This window comes from Pseudarthrobacter sp. PH31-O2 (assembly GCF_030063265.1).
GTDB lineage: Bacteria > Actinomycetota > Actinomycetes > Actinomycetales > Micrococcaceae > Arthrobacter.
Window position 1 is genome coordinate 51,863 of the sequence record NZ_JASIST010000006.1, and the last position, 15,762, is coordinate 67,624.

Below are 15,762 nucleotides of genomic sequence, written 5' to 3' on the forward strand. Positions count from 1 at the left end.
CGACACTCCTTACGGTTTCATTCTGATTCGGGACGTCCACGCTGAACCGTCCCAATACCTGAACGGCGCCACTTCCTGTGGGTCGGGATAGAAGCCGGGCACAAGTCCCCCCGCTTCGGGCTGAGCTAATTCCGGCTCATCGGAAATGTCGGCGTCCTCATCGAACGACAGATCGATGACGGCCGCCTGCAGGGCTGGCTTCGGGGCTGCCCGCTCGGCTGCCAACCGATCTCTAGCGGCTGCTTTTTCTGCCCGGACTCTCTCCGCTTCGGCGCGCTTCTCCTCCTTGGCACGCTCGGCCTCCTCGCGCTTTTGCTCCGCAGCGCGTGCCTTCTGCCGGATGGCATCGGATTTATCTTGTTCGATTTCCTGTTGGCGCCGCTGGATCCGGGCAAGCGCCTCGCGAAGGCCCGGGAGGCTGGAGTCTTCGGCCAGAATCTTCTCCAGGTCCGCCGTGGCGCGCGCGAATGCTCCCTCTGTCAGACTGATCTCGGAGCGCATAGCCAAGGCCTGAAAGCGCAATCCGGTCCCGTACTTCTTGCTCGCCGTCAGCGGCTTGATGCATTCCTTGGCTGCGACGAGTTCACCCAGTGCCAGATGTGATTTGGCCCGGAAGATGGCAAGCATGGCTGTGATTTCGGAATCGACGCCGAAGCCGTTGGTGAGTCGAAGAACCTCATGCCAGTCTTCTAGTTCGACATAAAGGTCAGCCAGGCTCAACAAGGCGGGATAGCTCGGATCCAAAGCCTCGACGTAGTACACAGCGGTCCGGGTCTGACCCTGGATCTGCAGCCCTTCGGCAAGCGCGAGAGTCACGGCATCGTGCGAAAGTGGCAACTCCACTGAGACGCCGCCGGCGATGCCGAGCGTCAGCCGGTAGCTGGAGAGATACTTCCGGGTGAATGCGTGCGATTCCACTTCTCCGTCCAGGGAGAGCGCGGCACGGAGATACTCGACAGCCCGGTCCGTCTGTCCGTGGATGAGGTGCCGCAGGCCCAGCAAAGCGTTTCCGAGCAATGCGTATTGCGGGTGTGCCAGCACGGTCTCCTCTAGGTTCAAGGCATCCGGCTGGGAGAGAAAGGCAAAAAGGGCCTTCTCCTCCTTCGGCGCGAACATCCCTGGCCGGACCGGCGCCTGCGCCGGAGCCGTCGTCGACGTTCTGGCAGTACCCGTCCTTGGCGAAGCTGGGACCTTTCTGGGCGAAATCTTGCGGCCGCCCACGTAGGTGCCGACTCCGTGAGTGGAGACCCGGACGCGCACTCCGGGCATCACCTTGAACGACGTGCTCTTTCTAAATCCCACTAGTCCCCCTTGGACATTGAAATGCTGCGCCGAAACTCTGAGGCTTCGGCTTCTTCCCTGAATTCGAGTGTTGTGGCCCCGACAATGCGTCGCACCGCTTCACGGACCTCGTGCGGAGTGGCGTAGAAGAACTCCCTGCGCAGGTTGACGCGATTGACGCGGCGATCCTCGAATTCGCGGTGCAGTTGCCCCTCCAGACCGGCGGCGTCGTCACTGAAGAATAGAACATGAACGTCGTAGAGGAACGGGACCCCCGCGCCGCTGAGTTCACGGATTCGCTCCGTTGGCTCAAGGCGGCGGGTCATGCCAATCTTCACAATCTGGTCGCCGAAGGCACCGAGATTCGAAATGACGTAGACGTAGCCGGCCTTGGCATTGGCTTCCCGGTTTTCGATATCACGAAGGTTGTGTTCGGCTTGTTCGAGCCGCGACTGCATCATGGCTATGGCCGAAGCATCCCCGCTACTGATCGCTATCTGCAGGGCCGCTTCATATTGGTCGCGTTCCTTTTCGAACTTTTCCCTGGCCTTTTGGAGCTCCCGCTCGACCTTTTCCTGTTCACGGAGTTCCTCGCGGATGGCCCTCTGAGTCTCCCGCTCTTCGGTGACCTTCAGGTGGTAGTCCGCTGTGAGCTGGATTTCGGCGAGACGGAGCTCGTGATACTCCCCTGTGATCTGAATGGCCATGCTGCGGCCCAGTTTTTGGATGGATTCTTTCGCCCGAGTCAGCCTTGCCATGGCCGGCTCAAGGTTGTGGCTGCGGACTGTCCGGATGCAGTTGTCGGCTTCGGCATTGTAGGCGCGCAGCATCAGCCGGCATTGCTCGCGAACCATCCGGGCACCGTCTTGCAGGCTCCCGTTAACTGCCCAGTTTGCAGCGCCCGTCACGCCCCGCTCCTTCGCGGTTTCTTTCACGTTGGCGCGCAACAGGTTCAGGCGATCCTTATATTCAACTGCGTCATCCAGCGGGTGCGCGAACTCGTAGATGCCTAGATCCTGGAGGAGCTTGATCTCCCGGGTTTCGATAATCGCTGATTCGAGTTCTCTCAGCACCGCCTCCTTTTCGCGTATCCGGTGTTCCAGGTCATGGAGGTCATTGATACGGTGGCTGTCAGGTTCCCGGCGTGGGTGATCGGGCGCGGGATCCGGTGAAACCTCACCGCCCAGCGCCACCCCATGCTGTTCGAGGAAGGATTCGAGACCACCCGTCCATCCTTGCGAGACGTTGCGGATCTTCCACTCGCCGTTCCTGCGGTAAATTTCGCCTATTACTGCCACATTCTCATTCGACAGATCCGCTGCCGGCACTTCGAAGGAAACGCCGGAAGGCGACTTTATGAACAGGCGCAGGTCTCCCAACTGGCCCAGGACCTGTTCCTGAGAATCCAAGCTGGCCGCTATTGCGATTCGCTGAACAACGGCAGGGATTTGGGCCAGCGAAATCGATGCTGAATGTTCTTGGCTGTCAGCCCGCGCAGATGTCCTGCCGAGGTATTCAACCGCGCCCTCGAGATATCGCGGCTGATTGTAGAAAACGACTGCCTCATTGGAAGGGACGCGCCCACCAGCGTCGACCATGACCAGGAAAAGGTCAACATCAGAATTAGAACTCAAAGACTGCCATTTAAGCTCAACTGACAGTCTTTCGCCGGTGTGTGCTGGCAGAGTCGAATTTCCACCTTTGGACAGGATTGAGTGCGGCATTTACAGACCATATAGCAACCGACTGACATCTCTTGCGTGGAGGTCCGCTCCCGCCGTGGCGCACCATCGACCGGAACTTAGGCAGCGGATTAGTCAGGAGATAGCCGACGACCCGCAGCCCACTAACCTCCGGGGTTACTTCTCGACCAGTTCCTCGCTACCGGCCTCAGACCCGCCCACCGACCACCACGGCGCCCGCTACCACAGCGCTCGTTGCGACGCCTTCTCCGACAGTGTTGGCCTTGCCTGCGATCCAGTTGCCCGTCAACTTCGCGGCATCTTCCATGGCTGCAAGAGCTCGGTTCTGGTCCACGTCTCACTCTTCGGCGCCAGCCTCTACAGGAACGGCCAGACGTTCGAGGAACGTGTCTGGGTCATCGGCGAATGCTTCCCGGGCTGCGACGATGACACCGCGGCCGAACACGAAGCGGGTGACGCCAGAACCACGACTTCTCGCTGACTGAAGCTTCCACCGCGAACGACGAGGGGGCATCTGGCGCGTCGAGGCGAATGACACCTTAAGGTGCCGCCCCTAAGATGAGGCATGGACTTTGAAGGCATGCTGTTGACGGTTTTGGGGGCCGGGTTGATTCTGCTGATGCTTATCGACGTCTTCAGTACGCTCCTCTACCCGCACGGCACTGGTCCGGTGGGCCGGGGGATCATGCGCGGATTCTGGCTGGTGTCCAGGAAACTGCGGGGCCGGGGTTCCTTCATAGCCGCACCTCTGGCCATGGCCGCTGTCATTGGCATGTGGGCCAGCCTGGCGGCTATCGGCTGGGCCCTGATTTATCTGCCCCACCTGCCGAACGGTTTTGTGCCCGGGCCCGGGGTTCCAGAGCACAGCGACTTCGCCGAAGCGCTCTACATCTCGCTGGTCACCCTTTCCACCGTGGGGTTCGGCGACATCGTCCCGGCGCATCCGCTGCTCCGCCTGGTCGTGGCACTCCAGGCGGTCACCGGTTTCGGGTTGCTGACGGCAACGGTGACGTGGATTCTGCAGACGTACCCGGCGCTGAACCGCCGCCGGACCCTCGCCCACCAGCTGAACCTGTTTAGGGAGGCTGCGGGTCCGGGTGGCGTCTTGTCGCTGGAACCCCGGCACGCTGCCGGGCTGCTGGAGTCAATGGCCGGAAACGTGGCGTCGGTGAGCATCGATCTGCTGGCGTTCCATGAAACGTATTACTTTCGCGAAGTCGAGCCCCGCGGCTCCCTACCCGCCACGGTGGCCTACGCCCAGGAACTGGCGTCCCAGGCGCAGCTCAGCGAGAGCTCTGAACTCCAGTTCGCCGGGCGGATGCTCCACGCGTCGCTGGACGCACTCGCGGACGTCCTGCGCGGCAAATTCGGCCATTCGGGAGCCACTTCTTCCGATGTGCTCGACAGCTACGAGCTGCACCACCGGCACGTGCGCGGCGGGAACTAGAGACGAACCAGCGTGCGGGTAGCGCCCTCCAGCGCCGACGCCTGGCTCACGGCCGGCCGACCCGTCATCCCAACCTCGGCGGCCTAGACATCGCAGTCTCTCTTAGCCAGCTGAATCCGGCTCCCGGCCGGGTCGCGGAAGCCGGATCACTTCGCCTTTGCTGCGGGCGGCTGCGATGCCCTGCGTCGTTGATCGGAGCCCGACTCCGGCCTACGCGCGCTGGGCGATGTTGATAATGTTGCCCTCGCTATCCAGGAACCAGGCTGCCTTCCCCCAGGTTCCCGTCGCGATGCCGTTCTCCGTCTTCAGCCCGGGAAAATCGTAGTCTTCGAAGACGACACCGCGGCCTCGCAGTTCCTCCAACTCGCCTTCGAGATTGTCCGTTTCCCAGCCCATCTGGGTGTTCTTGGCCGACCCGGCATTATCCGTCGGGTAAACGAGGAAGCGGGTTCCTTGGCCGCAGCTGTACCTGAGGCTGCCGTCCTCCATGGATTCGTCGGGTTCGATTCCCAGCTTGTCCCGGTAGAACTCCTTCGCCCTGTTGATGTCCTTCGCGGGGAGGACAGCCACGATGTTTGAATCCTTGAGCATGATGATTCCCTTCAGTGCGTTGATGAGCGCAGGGATGGCGTTGCCCCCCGGTTTCGGTCTCCGGAATCCTTGTCCGGAGGCCGTGACTGCCCCTTGCGCCCAGCCGGGGCGGCCACCTGGGACCCTTGAACGCCGCGCCACCCCGTCACCAGCGCGAGGGGTCCCCGAAGCTTATGTGGCCATTATGGACCGCTTTAGTCCTTCGGAAGATGGGTGGCTGGCACCCGGCCAACGTCCTGAGCGCAGGGCCGCCGTGCCGGCCGCGCCGCTTCCGTCAGCACGCCCGATGCTCCCCCGGGCGACCGGGAAGCCGTCGTCGGCCCTGCCCCGCAACGGAGGGACCGAGTCGTTCGGTAACTTGCAGACGGTATTAGGTGGTCGCGGCTGACAACGCCGTCTGCTGCTGCTGCGCTGCTGGGCCAAGCGTGGCAGAGTGCTGCCATGGCAGCTTTCAGTCAGTCCGATGACCTCCGGGGCGCAGAATTCACCGACGTGAACCTGCGCGGAGCCCGGTTTGTCCGCTCCGACCTGTCCGGCGCCGTGCTGCGCGGGGTGGACGTGGCCGGGGCGGAGATCGATGCGCCGTGGCTCTTCGATGGCGGGGACGCCCTGCTGGTCAACGGCGTCGACGTCGTCCCGTTTGTCGAGGCCGAACTGAACCGCCGCTTTCCCGGCCGCGCCGAAAGACGCGCAGCTGACCCCGACGGTCTTCGTGCGGCGTGGACGGTGCTGGAGCGGACCTGGGCGGCTGCGCTGGAGCGGGCCGCAGCCATGCCGGCGGGCACGGTGGATATCTCGGTGGATGGTGAGTGGTCCTTCGCCCAGACACTCCGGCATCTGGTGATGGCCACCGACACGTGGCTTCGCAAGGCAATCTTGGAAATCGATCAGCCCTATCACCGGCTCGGTCAGCCGAACGTGGAATACGCATCCGACGGCTACGACATCTCGGTCTTCACCCCGGACGCACCCTCCTACCAGCAGGTGGTGGAGGTGCGCGCCGGCCGCCAGGCCATGGTGCGCAACTACCTCGCCGCGCTCACCCAGGAGCAGCTGTCCGGGGCCTGCACGAACCCCTGGGCCCCCGGGCAAGCCGAGACGGTACTCGCCTGCCTGCATACGATCTTCGACGAAGAATGGGAGCACCTCCGCTACGCCGTCCATGACCTGGACGTGATCGAGGCAGCGATTCCCACCCCAGCACCCGCTAACGGCAGAATGGAACCATGACCCTCACAACGTTCGCGCTCATCCGTCATGGCCAGACCGACTGGAATGCGCAGCGCCGGCTGCAGGGAGCCACCGACATTCCGCTCAACGACGTCGGCCGCGGCCAGGCCCGGGACGCCGTCGCCGTGGTGTCCGGCTATAAGTGGGACGCGGTGGTGTCCTCGCCGCTGAGCCGGGCCGCGGAAACCGCGGAGCTGATCGCCGGCGGGCTGGGGCTCGCCGTCGACCGCCATGTTCCCGAACTCGCCGAGCGCAGCTTCGGCGACGCCGAGGGCCTAAAGGACGGGCCCGAACTGGAGGCCCTGCGCATCCCCGGCGGATTCCGTGGCGCCGAGACTGAGGACCAGGCGGCAAGGCGCGGACTCCTGGCGCTGGAAACCCTGGCCGAGGAATTCCGCGGCGGCCGCATCCTGGTAGTGGCCCACGGCACGCTGATCCGGCTGAGCCTGAACCGTGCGGTCGGACGCCAGCTGGAGCGCATCAACAACGCCGCGCTGAACCTCGCCCACCACCACCCGGCCGACGGCTGGCAGCTCGAATGCCTCAACGGCGCACCGGTGACGGCCGCGGCGCTGAGCTGAGCGCCGCACCGTTCGACTGGTCCTCGCTGAACCTGACCAAGAAGATCGCCCCGGAGCTGCCGCTGGTTGCCCTTTCCAGCGGCGACGCCTGGCTTGAGGTCGGCCGGCCCGGCGCCAGCCCCAATCTCGGCGGCATCGACATCGACACCTACGGCGGATCCCTCGCCCAAGCGGCCGCGGCCCAGGGCTACAACGCCATCTCCCCCGCGTTCCGTTCCGTCACGCCCGGAATGATCACGGAGGCCCACGGTCTCGGACTGCCGGTCATCCCCTGGACGGTCAACACCACGGCTGATATCAACCGGCTGATGGACCTCGGCGTGGACGGCATCATCAGTGACTACCCCACCCGGCTGCGCACCGTGATGGAAGAGCGCGGAATGAAGCTCCCGAAGGCCTACCCGCTGGTCGCGTCCCGGTGCCGCCCGCGTCAGCAAAGCGGCGTCTGAACGTCATTGGCGCTAAGTTTGAGGGATCCTGGCACTTCGCGGGCGTGACGTTCGTTCGTTAGGTGACCAGCCCCCGCCGACCACACCGGCCGACACAAAAATGAGGCACCATGCAAGTCCCCGCCATTGTTTGGATATTCACGATCATCGGAATAGTGGGCCTGCTGGCCTTCGACTTCTTCTTCCACGTACGCAAGGCCCACACCCCCACCCTCAGGGAGTCGGCCATCTGGTCATCGATCTACGTCAGCATCGCCCTGCTGTTCGGCGTTGGTGTTCTGGTTTTCGGCGGTGCCACCATGGGCACGGAGTACTTCGCCGGTTACGTCACGGAGAAGGCCCTCTCGGTCGATAATCTCTTCGTCTTCCTCATCATTATGGCCAGTTTCCGGGTGCCCCGCGCCGATCAGCAGAAGGTGCTGCTGTTCGGGATCGTCTTCTCGCTGATTGCGCGCACCGCGTTCATCTTGCTCGGCGCCGCCCTGATCAACAGCTTCTCCTGGGTGTTCTACATCTTCGGCCTAATTCTGCTGCTCACGGCCGGCAACCTGCTGCGGCCGGATTCGCACGATGACGACTCCGACGGGCTGATCGTCCGTCTGGCCAAGAAGTTCCTGCCCGCGTCCTCGCACTACGACGGCGACAAAATGTTCACCCTCGTAAACGGCAAACGCGTCCTCACCCCGATGCTCCTGGTGATGGTGGCCATCGGCGGGACGGATATCCTGTTTGCGCTTGACTCGATCCCGGCCATCTTTGGCCTGACCCAGAACGTCTATATTGTCTTTACCGCCACCGCCTTCTCGCTGATGGGGCTGCGCCAGCTGTTCTTCCTGATCGACGGGCTGCTGGACCGGCTGATCTACCTCTCCTACGGCCTCGCCGCCGTCCTGGGCTTCATCGGCGTCAAACTCGTCCTGCACGCCCTCCACGAGAACAACCTGCCGTTTATCAACGACGGCGAACACGTCAGCGTCCTCGAGGTCAGCACCGGCGCCTCGCTGCTGGTCATCCTCGGAGTCCTCACCGTCACCATCCTGGCCTCCGTCTTCAGCCCCAAGGGCAAGGCCAAGAACGCGGTCTCCGGCGCCAAGAGGCACGCCACTGACTACCTGGACCTCAGCTACGAAACCGACATCGCGGAACGGGACGCGATCTTCACCAAGATGGTCAGCGAAGAAGAGCAGCTGCGGACGCTGCCGGAGAAGTACAAGCGGCTCATCCACCATGAAACCGAGTTCCTGGATCTCCTCCACCGCGCCCATGCCGAGCACGACAAGGCCCTGGAGCGGAACACCCGCGGCTAAACCCGGCAGCCGGCGCGGTGCGGGCAAAAGGCCGCTAGGACACCCGGCGGGACAATAGCGTCGGCTGTCCGTGCCTGCTGCGGGTCTTTGAGGCGTACATATCGGCATCGGCCCGGCGCAGCAACTCCTCGGCCGTTTCGGTGTCTCCGTTGCTGATCGCCACGCCGATGGCAAGTCCCACCTGCAGTTCGGCCCCGTCGACCATAACGGGTGGTGCCAGCGAATCCAGTACCCGCAACGCCACTCGTTCCACATCGTCGACGGTGGCCGGACCGGCGACCAACACCACGAATTCGTCGCCGCTGTAGCGCGCGGCCGTGTCGACGCCGCGGATCGCTCCGGCCAGCCGCGCGGCAACCTGGCAGAGTACCTGGTCGCCGGCGGCGTGGCCCATTGAGTCATTGACTGTCTTGAAGCCGTTGACGTCGCAGAACAGCAGGCCTACCTCCCCGCCGTCGTGCACTGCGGCCGCCAGGGCCATCCCCAGCCGGTCATCGAACAACGCCCGGTTCGGCAGCCCGGTCAGCGAATCATGCATCGCCGCGTACCGTGCTTCCGCCAGCAGCCGTGCCCGGTCCGCCTCGGCGGCCTCGAGCTTACGCATCGCGGCCGCGAGTTCACGCTCGTAGAGCCGGCGTTCCGGGGCGCTGAAGAGGACGATGCGGTCCAGCTCGGGCGCATTCGCCGCGGTGCGGGACCGCGCAGCAGCGAGAAGTACCGGCAGCCGGGTCCCGTTGGCGCCAATGATCTGGACGGAGAGTTCGGTCAGCACCCCGGTGGCGTCCAGCTCCGGCATCGCGTGGGTCAGGTACATAATCCGGTCACCGGCCGGCATCAGCCGCAGCAGGCTTGAACCCACCAGCTCGGCGCGGGATTTGCCGGTCCAGTCGCAGAGCGTCCGGTTCGCCTCCACGATGGTCCCGTCCGACAGGGTCAGCAGATACCCGGCCGGCGCGGCATGGAACAGCGCCGCGAAATCCGTGCGGCCTGCCGGCTGGGGCTCCGGCGCGGCGTTCACGTGCCGCTCTGCAGGTAGCCGAGGATGGCGGCCGCTGTCTCCTCGGGCGCACTGGCCTGCGGGAAGTGGCCCTTGGCGGCCAGGGTTTTGAGTGTGCCTTGCGGCAGCCGTTCGAGCAGGTAGTCGCCGATGTGCGCCGGGGTCACCACGTCATCGGTGGTCTGCAGGATCAGGACCGGAATCCCGACGTCGGCCAGCCGGTGCCGGACATCGGACAGGAACGCCACCCGGGCGAAGTCACGGCCCACCGCGGGGGTGATCCGGCCGAAGCTGCCCCGGATTTCGGCACCGAGTTCGGCGGCTTCCGGATTGTTCAAAAACACCGGAGCCATCGAGTTGGCCCAGACCAGGTAATTGGCGTCGAGGGATTCAAACAGTTCATCGAGCTCGTCGCTGGTGAAGCCGCCGGTGTACCCGTCGTCGGGGTGATCCAGGTAGCTCGGCGACGCCGTCAACAGCACCAGCCTGCTCAGCCGCGGGCACCCGTTCTCGTTCGTGGCGGTGGCCTCGCGGGCGGCGGCCTCGATGGCCATCATGGAGCCCACGCTGTGGCCCACCAGGGTCACCTCGCGAAGATCCAGTTCCGTGCAGATGTTCAGCAGGTCCGTCACGTAGGGGCCGATGCTGGAGTACTTCCCGGCATCATAGGCGCCTTTGTCAGACCCGCCGGACCCCACGTGGTCAAAAAGCACCACCCGGTAGGTGTCCGTGAAATAGGGCAGGACCTTTCCCCACATCTTTTGATCGGTGCCAAATCCGTGGGCGAACATCAGTACCGGACCCTGCTCGGGTCCGGTGATCTGGACGTTGCTGCGTGCTGAAACCGTCATGGCCCGGTGATGCCGCCTGTCTGATGGAAAGGGAGGTCCGGATCACCCCAGTCGCCGGACCACGTTAGCCGGATGCTTCGATGCGAAGTACGGCCCTCGAAAATGCTAGCCCTCGGAAGGAGCGTTCGTTGCATTCTCCGGAATGATGCCCCGCGGTTCGGAGCGCTCATTGCTGCGCCGGATCCAGTCCGAAACGTAGACCTTCGGCAGGATCTTAGCCACCGCCAAGGCCACGTACATCACGGTGTTGATGGCCACAAACGCCGCCAAGGCCGCGAAGGCATCGCTTTCAAGCAGTGCGTGCGGCAGCAGGAGGCCCGCCGGGACCGTCAGGTGGTTCGTGATCATGGGTGGCTCCCCGGGGTGGTGGTCATGGCTGCGGTTTTTGCTGCGGCGGACGACGCCGGGTGCTGCACGTGCTTCCACGCAGCCTGCCGCCCCACGGACAGATCGATAACACCCTTGACGTAGACGAAGTTCAGGTACATATCAAAGATCAGTTCCGGGAAGATCAGCACCGCCAGCAGCCTTCCACGCCAGCCGGCCCGCCACACCGTCACCACACGTTCTACGGTGAAAATCGCCCCCAGGCCCAGCCAGAAGGGAAACCAGACCCACTCGTCCAGGGCAAGCAGCATCAGCATTATCAACAGCAGGTAGGACCCCAGGGCGATCACACCATAGCCAATACCGAGCTGCTGCGCCCAATACCGCATGGTCTGCGGCGTGATCCCGTAGGCCCCGAGGTTCTCCAAGGCGCCGCGCTGCCAGCGCAGCCGCTGCGCCCAGAGGGTGCGCCACGTGGGCATCAGCTCGGTGACCACAGTGCATTCCTGCGGTGAAATCATCAGTCCGCCGAGCGACTTCAGCGCAATCGTCAGCTCGTTGTCCTCTGTCAGTGCCGCCGTGTCATAGACGTCCCCGTGCTTACCGGGCAGGGACAACCCGCGGCCTTGCGCCACCGCCCGCAGCGCCGCCGGGCGGAATACCGAGGCGGTGCCGGTCAAAACAAACACCCGGCCCCGCCGCCGTCGCATGTCCCGGGCGTAACGGACGTATTCATTGCGCTGGAACTGGCCCAGCATGCCGTGGCCTTCCTCACCGTAGAAGAGGCCGCCCACGGCCATCAGGGCCCGGTCCTGGCTGAGCCGGCGGACCGCGGATTCCAGGAATCCGTCGTCGAGCTGGGTGTCGGCGTCCATAATCATCACAACGTCGTTGTCCCCCAGCCCGGGCAGGACCTGGCTCAGCACCTGGTTCAGCGCGCCGCCCTTTTTGTGGGTGTTCCCCACTGTTTCGAAGACTTCGACGCCGGCAGCCCGGCAGGCAGCCACGGATCCGTCGGTGCAGTTGTCCGCAACAACGATGATCTTTTCGGGCGGGTGCGACTGGTCCATCAGTGACGCCAGGGTCAGCGGCAGCGAGGCTTCCTCGTTGTGGGCGGGGATAAGTACGGTGACCGTGACCGGTCCGGCGTAGACTCCGCGCGTCGCCGCCATAATGACTTTGGGCGCCAAGGGTTTGGTGTTGATGTTCAGCGAGCGGCGGCTGCGGTTACCGATCCGTTGCTCCAGCAGTGCCACCCCGGCCGCGAGGGCCAGGGCGACGGCGATCGCGGCGGTAATCACCCGCGGCGCCGGGGCTTCGGTGGCGTAGAGCACTTTCCAGAGCCCGAAGACGAGCCCTTCAACCGGCGCCTCGGAGGACATGGCGCCGCCCGCTGACACCAACGTCAGGAGCGCGGCAGCCGCCGCAACAACGGACCCCGCGATCAGCAGGCCGGCGGAGCGGGAACTGCTCCCGCCGGCTTCCGGGGACCGGCGCTTGCGGGGCCTCCGGTCGCGGTCACGGGATTCACGGTTTTTTGTCATGTTTGGCTCCAGCCACCTAAACAGTCAATCTCCAACAGGATCAGCCTCCCGGCAGACCCAGCTGCTGCCTAAACCGTTCGGTGCCATCGGCTCCGGCGGATGGTCCGTACGCCGTGTTGTTACGCCACCGTGACATCCAACCACCACCGCCGGTCAGCTTGTCGATTGTTGTCATCCTACCGGCGAAGGTTGTCATCTGCCGCAGTATTTCCGCGTATTTCCGTCACGTTCACCCCGGTAAGGTTCGTTCCCGCCACAACAGCGAGACGGCAAACACCACCGCACCCAGGCCCAGCATCACAAAGACCATCAGTCCCCAGTTAGCCTGGTTCACCCCGGTGCCGTAAAAGACGCCGATCAGCACGGTAGCCATGATCGCCCCGAGGTACCGGCAGGTCTGGAATATCCCCGCAGCCACCCCCCGCTCCTCTGCCCGGGTGGACACATACATGCCCTGGCTCGAAGCGATGCCGACCACCCCGTAGGGCACACCCAGCAGTGCTGTCAGGGCCAGGACCAGCGGGATGGCGAACGAGCCGGTCAGCAGCCACATCATCCCCGACGCTGTCACCAGGAGCACAACGCCGGCAATCAGCACACGCTTGACCCCAAAGCGGTCAATCGCGCGGACGGCGACGGGTGTGACCACCACCGACATCGCCGCCAGCGGCAGCATCAGCAGGCCTACCATTCCGGGGCTGTACCCCCCGGCTTCCTGCAACAGCTGCGGCAAGCCAAAGAAGGCGAAGTAGTAGACGCCGCTGAACAGGGCAAACCCCAGGTAAACGAGCAGCAGCGGTCGGTTGCGTCCCAACAAGCGCAAATCCAGGAACGGGGTGGCAAAGCGCAGTTCCCGCCAGACGAACAGCACTGCTAGGCCGGTGCCGGCGGCAAGCAGCCACCAGCGGTGGTCCGGCAGCACGTTCAGCAGCGCCATCATCGCCAGGACCATGGAGCCGACGAAGGCCAGGACGCCGGGGACGTCCGAGTCCCGCAGCAGCTCGACGGCCCGGCCGCTCTCGCGTTCCCCGTCCGGCGGAGCAAACCGCCGGACCAGGAGGATCGCCGCGACGGCCAACGGAAGGTTGATCAGGAAAAGTGCCTGCCAGCCCACAAAACCCACCAAAAGACCGCCCACCACCGGCCCGACAGCAGCCGCCGAGGTATTCGCCATCTGGATGCGGCCCAGCGGCCGGGTCGACTTCACGTGCGCCTGACGGGCCAATGCCCCCACCATCACCACGGCGCTCGGGTAGGCCGTCGCCGTGCCAAGGGCCATAACGGCCCTGGCAACACAAAGCAGGGCGAAATTCGGGGCAAAGGGAGCCAGTGCGCAGGTCACCGCCACCAGGGCCATGCCCAGCAGGAAAAGCCGGCGCGGACCGAAACGGTCGGCAAGACGGCCCATCAGCGGCTGGCCGGCCGCGGAGGTGAGGTAGAACGCGGTAATCACCCAGGTGACGGTGGCGACGTCGAGCGCGAAATCCGCACGCAGCACCACCAGGGCGACGGCGATCATCGAGGAGTTCAGCGGGTTCAGGGCAGTACCCAGGCTCAAGCCTGCGACGGCCAGGCCGGTCCGGGGAGAGTTGCTCACGGCAACAGTCTCTCCTACCGCGTGCGGTGCCGGAACTCCGTGACGCGTCAGAGGACCTTGGACAGGAACGCCTTGGTCCGGTCATGCTGCGGATCGCTTAGGATCTGACGCGGTGGCCCGGCTTCGACCACCACACCTTCGTCCATAAAGACCAGCGTGTCTGCCACCTCGCGGGCGAACCCCATCTCATGGGTCACCACGATCATGGTCATGCCGGTCCTGGCCAGTTCCTTCATCACGTCGAGCACCTCGCCCACCAGTTCCGGATCCAGGGCACTTGTCGGTTCGTCGAAGAGCATCAGCTTGGGGTCCATGGCCAGCGCACGGGCGATGGCCACACGCTGCTGCTGGCCACCGGACAGGTGCGCCGGATAGGCGTCCGCCCTGTCGCCAAGCCCCACCCGGTCCAGCAGCTCCCTGGCCCGCTCGGTGGCCTTGGACTTGGACAAGCCCTTCACCCGAATGGGGGCCAGGGTGATGTTCTCCACGGCGGTCAGGTGGGGGAAAAGGTTAAAGCGCTGGAACACCATTCCGATTTCCTGGCGTTGGAAGGCTGCCTCCTTGAGCTTGAGTTCGTAGAGCTTGTCCCCCTTTTGCCGGTAGCCAACCAGTTGTCCGTCCACTGACAGCCGGCCGCCGTCCACCCGCTCCAGGTGGTTGATGCAGCGCAGGAACGTCGACTTGCCGGACCCGCTGGGGCCCACAATGCACAGCACCTCGCCGGGATCGACAGCCAGGCTGATCCCGCGCAGCACCTTGTTGGTGCCGAAATTCTTGGAGACCCGCTCCGCCAGGACCATGGGCATGTCCGTCATCCTTTTCCGCCAAAGTCCGTGCCGAGCGGTGCGCCCGGTATACCGGGGACCGCCGTCGGTGCCGGTTCCGGCGTCGACGGTCCCTTGCCCGTTTTCAGCCGACCGGTGCCGCGGGAGAACCGCTTTTCAATGAAGTGCTGGCCCACCATCAAAACGGAAGTGAAGAGCAAGTACCAGAGGGAGGCCACAATCAGCAGCGGCACTGGTGTGAAGGTCACCGCGGAAATACCGCGCGACACCCCGTAGAGGTCAATGCTCAACGGGATCGCCGCCACCAGTGAAGTGGTTTTGAGCATCGAAATCACCTCGTTGCCGGTGGGCGGAATGATGATCTTCATCGCCTGCGGAACCACCACAAACCGCATTGTCTGCCCCCAGGACATCGCCAGCGCCGTCGAGGCTTCCGCCTGCCCCTCGTCCACTGAGAGCAGCCCGGCGCGCACAATCTCGGACATGTAGGCCGCCTCGTTGAGTGCCAGTCCGATCACGGCGGTGATAAAGAGGTTGGTGAAGATCTCGTTGGGGATGGTGACCCACGGTTCCGTAAACGGAATACCCAGTGTGAACACCGGATAGATCAAGGACACGATGCCCCAGAAGACCAGCTGCACGTATACCGGGGTCCCCCGGAAAATCCAGATGTACAGCCAGGCAATACTCTTCAGCACGGGGTTTGGTGAGAGCCGCATGATGGCCAGCAACAAACCGATGACGATCGCGCCGATCATGGCATAAACGGTCAGCCACAAGGTCACCCAGGCGGCCTGGCTGATCCGGCGGTCAAAGATGAATTTGCCGACGTCGGGCCAGCCATAGTCCGAGCGTTGGGCGGCGTCCAGGACAAAGACCGCCAGGCCCAGGACCAGGAGCACCGCCACCAGGATCCGCCAGGGATGGCGCAGCGGGATTGCGACGATCTCCTCCGGCGGCGCTCCGCCGTCGTCGGTTCGGGTTCTGCCGGCCCGCGGCGTCCTGCCCGGTTCCGTTTGCCCGCCGGGCTCCGCCTCAACCATCCGGCCGGGTTCCGGTTCGCTCATGTGCT

The 15,762-nt window shown here is 64.3% G+C and carries 16 protein-coding genes; 6 read left to right on the plus strand and 10 right to left on the minus strand.

The features are described from left to right. Nucleotides 1-9: 9 nt before the first annotated feature. Nucleotides 10-1,302 carry a DUF2510 domain-containing protein gene (locus QMG72_RS10765; RefSeq protein WP_283480486.1) on the minus strand — a complete coding sequence of 431 codons (1,293 nt, stop codon included), beginning with the start codon at nucleotides 1,300-1,302 and terminating at the stop codon, nucleotides 10-12. Beyond that, entirely contained in the window at nucleotides 1,302-3,005 is a 1,704-nt protein-coding gene (locus tag QMG72_RS10770; protein ID WP_283480487.1) for an SNIPE associated domain-containing protein, read from the minus strand. The genes QMG72_RS10765 and QMG72_RS10770 overlap by 1 nt, the downstream gene beginning before the upstream one ends. A gap of 55 nt (nucleotides 3,006-3,060) precedes the next feature. On the opposite strand from QMG72_RS10770, the gene QMG72_RS10775 reads away from it, so the two are divergent. Both QMG72_RS10775 and QMG72_RS10780 read left to right on the plus strand, forming a co-directional pair. Further along, nucleotides 3,061-3,465, plus strand: coding sequence for a hypothetical protein (locus tag QMG72_RS10775; RefSeq protein ID WP_283480489.1), 405 nt, complete (start codon nucleotides 3,061-3,063; stop codon nucleotides 3,463-3,465). Between the two features lie 84 nt (nucleotides 3,466-3,549). Then, on the plus strand, nucleotides 3,550-4,431 hold the full coding sequence (locus tag QMG72_RS10780) for a potassium channel family protein (protein ID WP_283480490.1): 882 nt from the start codon (nucleotides 3,550-3,552) through the stop codon (nucleotides 4,429-4,431). 210 nt (nucleotides 4,432-4,641) lie between these two features. Here QMG72_RS10780 and QMG72_RS10785 read toward each other — a convergent pair whose 3' ends face one another. Beyond that, entirely contained in the window at nucleotides 4,642-5,022 is a 381-nt protein-coding gene (locus QMG72_RS10785; RefSeq protein ID WP_283480491.1) for a VOC family protein, read from the minus strand. Nucleotides 5,023-5,463: 441 nt separating this feature from the next. Between QMG72_RS10785 and QMG72_RS10790 the strand changes: the two genes are divergently transcribed. From QMG72_RS10790 to QMG72_RS10805, 4 genes are all read left to right on the plus strand, one after another. Further along, nucleotides 5,464-6,252: a DinB family protein gene (locus QMG72_RS10790; RefSeq protein ID WP_283480492.1), complete on the plus strand. Its 789-nt coding sequence runs from the start codon at nucleotides 5,464-5,466 to the stop codon at nucleotides 6,250-6,252. Next, nucleotides 6,249-6,833, plus strand: coding sequence for a histidine phosphatase family protein (locus QMG72_RS10795; protein ID WP_283480493.1), 585 nt, complete (start codon nucleotides 6,249-6,251; stop codon nucleotides 6,831-6,833). Before QMG72_RS10790 ends, QMG72_RS10795 begins: the two co-directional genes overlap by 4 nt. After that, entirely contained in the window at nucleotides 6,791-7,282 is a 492-nt protein-coding gene (locus QMG72_RS10800; RefSeq protein WP_283480494.1) for a glycerophosphodiester phosphodiesterase family protein, read from the plus strand. Before QMG72_RS10795 ends, QMG72_RS10800 begins: the two co-directional genes overlap by 43 nt. A 110-nt stretch (nucleotides 7,283-7,392) precedes the next feature. Next, nucleotides 7,393-8,589, plus strand: coding sequence for a TerC family protein (locus tag QMG72_RS10805; protein WP_226774088.1), 1,197 nt, complete (start codon nucleotides 7,393-7,395; stop codon nucleotides 8,587-8,589). Between the two features lie 34 nt (nucleotides 8,590-8,623). Here QMG72_RS10805 and QMG72_RS10810 read toward each other — a convergent pair whose 3' ends face one another. From QMG72_RS10810 to QMG72_RS10840, 7 genes are all read right to left on the minus strand, one after another. Further along, nucleotides 8,624-9,607: a sensor domain-containing diguanylate cyclase gene (locus QMG72_RS10810; protein ID WP_226774089.1), complete on the minus strand. Its 984-nt coding sequence runs from the start codon at nucleotides 9,605-9,607 to the stop codon at nucleotides 8,624-8,626. After that, complete coding sequence (locus QMG72_RS10815) at nucleotides 9,604-10,437, minus strand: alpha/beta fold hydrolase (protein WP_283480497.1); 834 nt, start codon at nucleotides 10,435-10,437, stop codon at nucleotides 9,604-9,606. Before QMG72_RS10815 ends, QMG72_RS10810 begins: the two co-directional genes overlap by 4 nt. Before the next feature lie 105 nt (nucleotides 10,438-10,542). Then, nucleotides 10,543-10,785: a hypothetical protein gene (locus QMG72_RS10820; protein WP_226774091.1), complete on the minus strand. Its 243-nt coding sequence runs from the start codon at nucleotides 10,783-10,785 to the stop codon at nucleotides 10,543-10,545. Next, entirely contained in the window at nucleotides 10,782-12,308 is a 1,527-nt protein-coding gene (locus tag QMG72_RS10825) for a glycosyltransferase family 2 protein (protein ID WP_283480498.1), read from the minus strand. The genes QMG72_RS10820 and QMG72_RS10825 overlap by 4 nt, the downstream gene beginning before the upstream one ends. 229 nt (nucleotides 12,309-12,537) lie before the next feature. Next, complete coding sequence (locus tag QMG72_RS10830) at nucleotides 12,538-13,905, minus strand: MFS transporter (protein ID WP_283480499.1); 1,368 nt, start codon at nucleotides 13,903-13,905, stop codon at nucleotides 12,538-12,540. Between the two features lie 47 nt (nucleotides 13,906-13,952). Beyond that, nucleotides 13,953-14,720: an amino acid ABC transporter ATP-binding protein gene (locus tag QMG72_RS10835; protein WP_282360136.1), complete on the minus strand. Its 768-nt coding sequence runs from the start codon at nucleotides 14,718-14,720 to the stop codon at nucleotides 13,953-13,955. Next, entirely contained in the window at nucleotides 14,717-15,757 is a 1,041-nt protein-coding gene (locus QMG72_RS10840) for an amino acid ABC transporter permease (RefSeq protein WP_226774094.1), read from the minus strand. Before QMG72_RS10840 ends, QMG72_RS10835 begins: the two co-directional genes overlap by 4 nt. Nucleotides 15,758-15,762: the final 5 nt, after the last annotated feature.

Bases quoted from the DNA above. Each gene is read 5' to 3' on its own strand.
- QMG72_RS10770 (WP_283480487.1), bottom strand. From the start codon at position 3,005: ATGCCGCACTCAATCCTGTCCAAAGGTGGAAATTCGACTCTGCCAGCA.
- QMG72_RS10780 (WP_283480490.1), top strand. From the start codon at position 3,550: ATGGACTTTGAAGGCATGCTGTTGACGGTTTTGGGGGCCGGGTTGATT.
- QMG72_RS10785 (WP_283480491.1), bottom strand. From the start codon at position 5,022: ATGCTCAAGGATTCAAACATCGTGGCTGTCCTCCCCGCGAAGGACATC.
- QMG72_RS10790 (WP_283480492.1), top strand. From the start codon at position 5,464: ATGGCAGCTTTCAGTCAGTCCGATGACCTCCGGGGCGCAGAATTCACC.
- QMG72_RS10795 (WP_283480493.1), top strand. From the start codon at position 6,249: ATGACCCTCACAACGTTCGCGCTCATCCGTCATGGCCAGACCGACTGG.
- QMG72_RS10800 (WP_283480494.1), top strand. From the start codon at position 6,791: ATGCCTCAACGGCGCACCGGTGACGGCCGCGGCGCTGAGCTGAGCGCC.
- QMG72_RS10805 (WP_226774088.1), top strand. From the start codon at position 7,393: ATGCAAGTCCCCGCCATTGTTTGGATATTCACGATCATCGGAATAGTG.
- QMG72_RS10815 (WP_283480497.1), bottom strand. From the start codon at position 10,437: ATGACGGTTTCAGCACGCAGCAACGTCCAGATCACCGGACCCGAGCAG.
- QMG72_RS10820 (WP_226774091.1), bottom strand. From the start codon at position 10,785: ATGATCACGAACCACCTGACGGTCCCGGCGGGCCTCCTGCTGCCGCAC.
- QMG72_RS10825 (WP_283480498.1), bottom strand. From the start codon at position 12,308: ATGACAAAAAACCGTGAATCCCGTGACCGCGACCGGAGGCCCCGCAAG.
- QMG72_RS10835 (WP_282360136.1), bottom strand. From the start codon at position 14,720: ATGACGGACATGCCCATGGTCCTGGCGGAGCGGGTCTCCAAGAATTTC.
- QMG72_RS10840 (WP_226774094.1), bottom strand. From the start codon at position 15,757: ATGAGCGAACCGGAACCCGGCCGGATGGTTGAGGCGGAGCCCGGCGGG.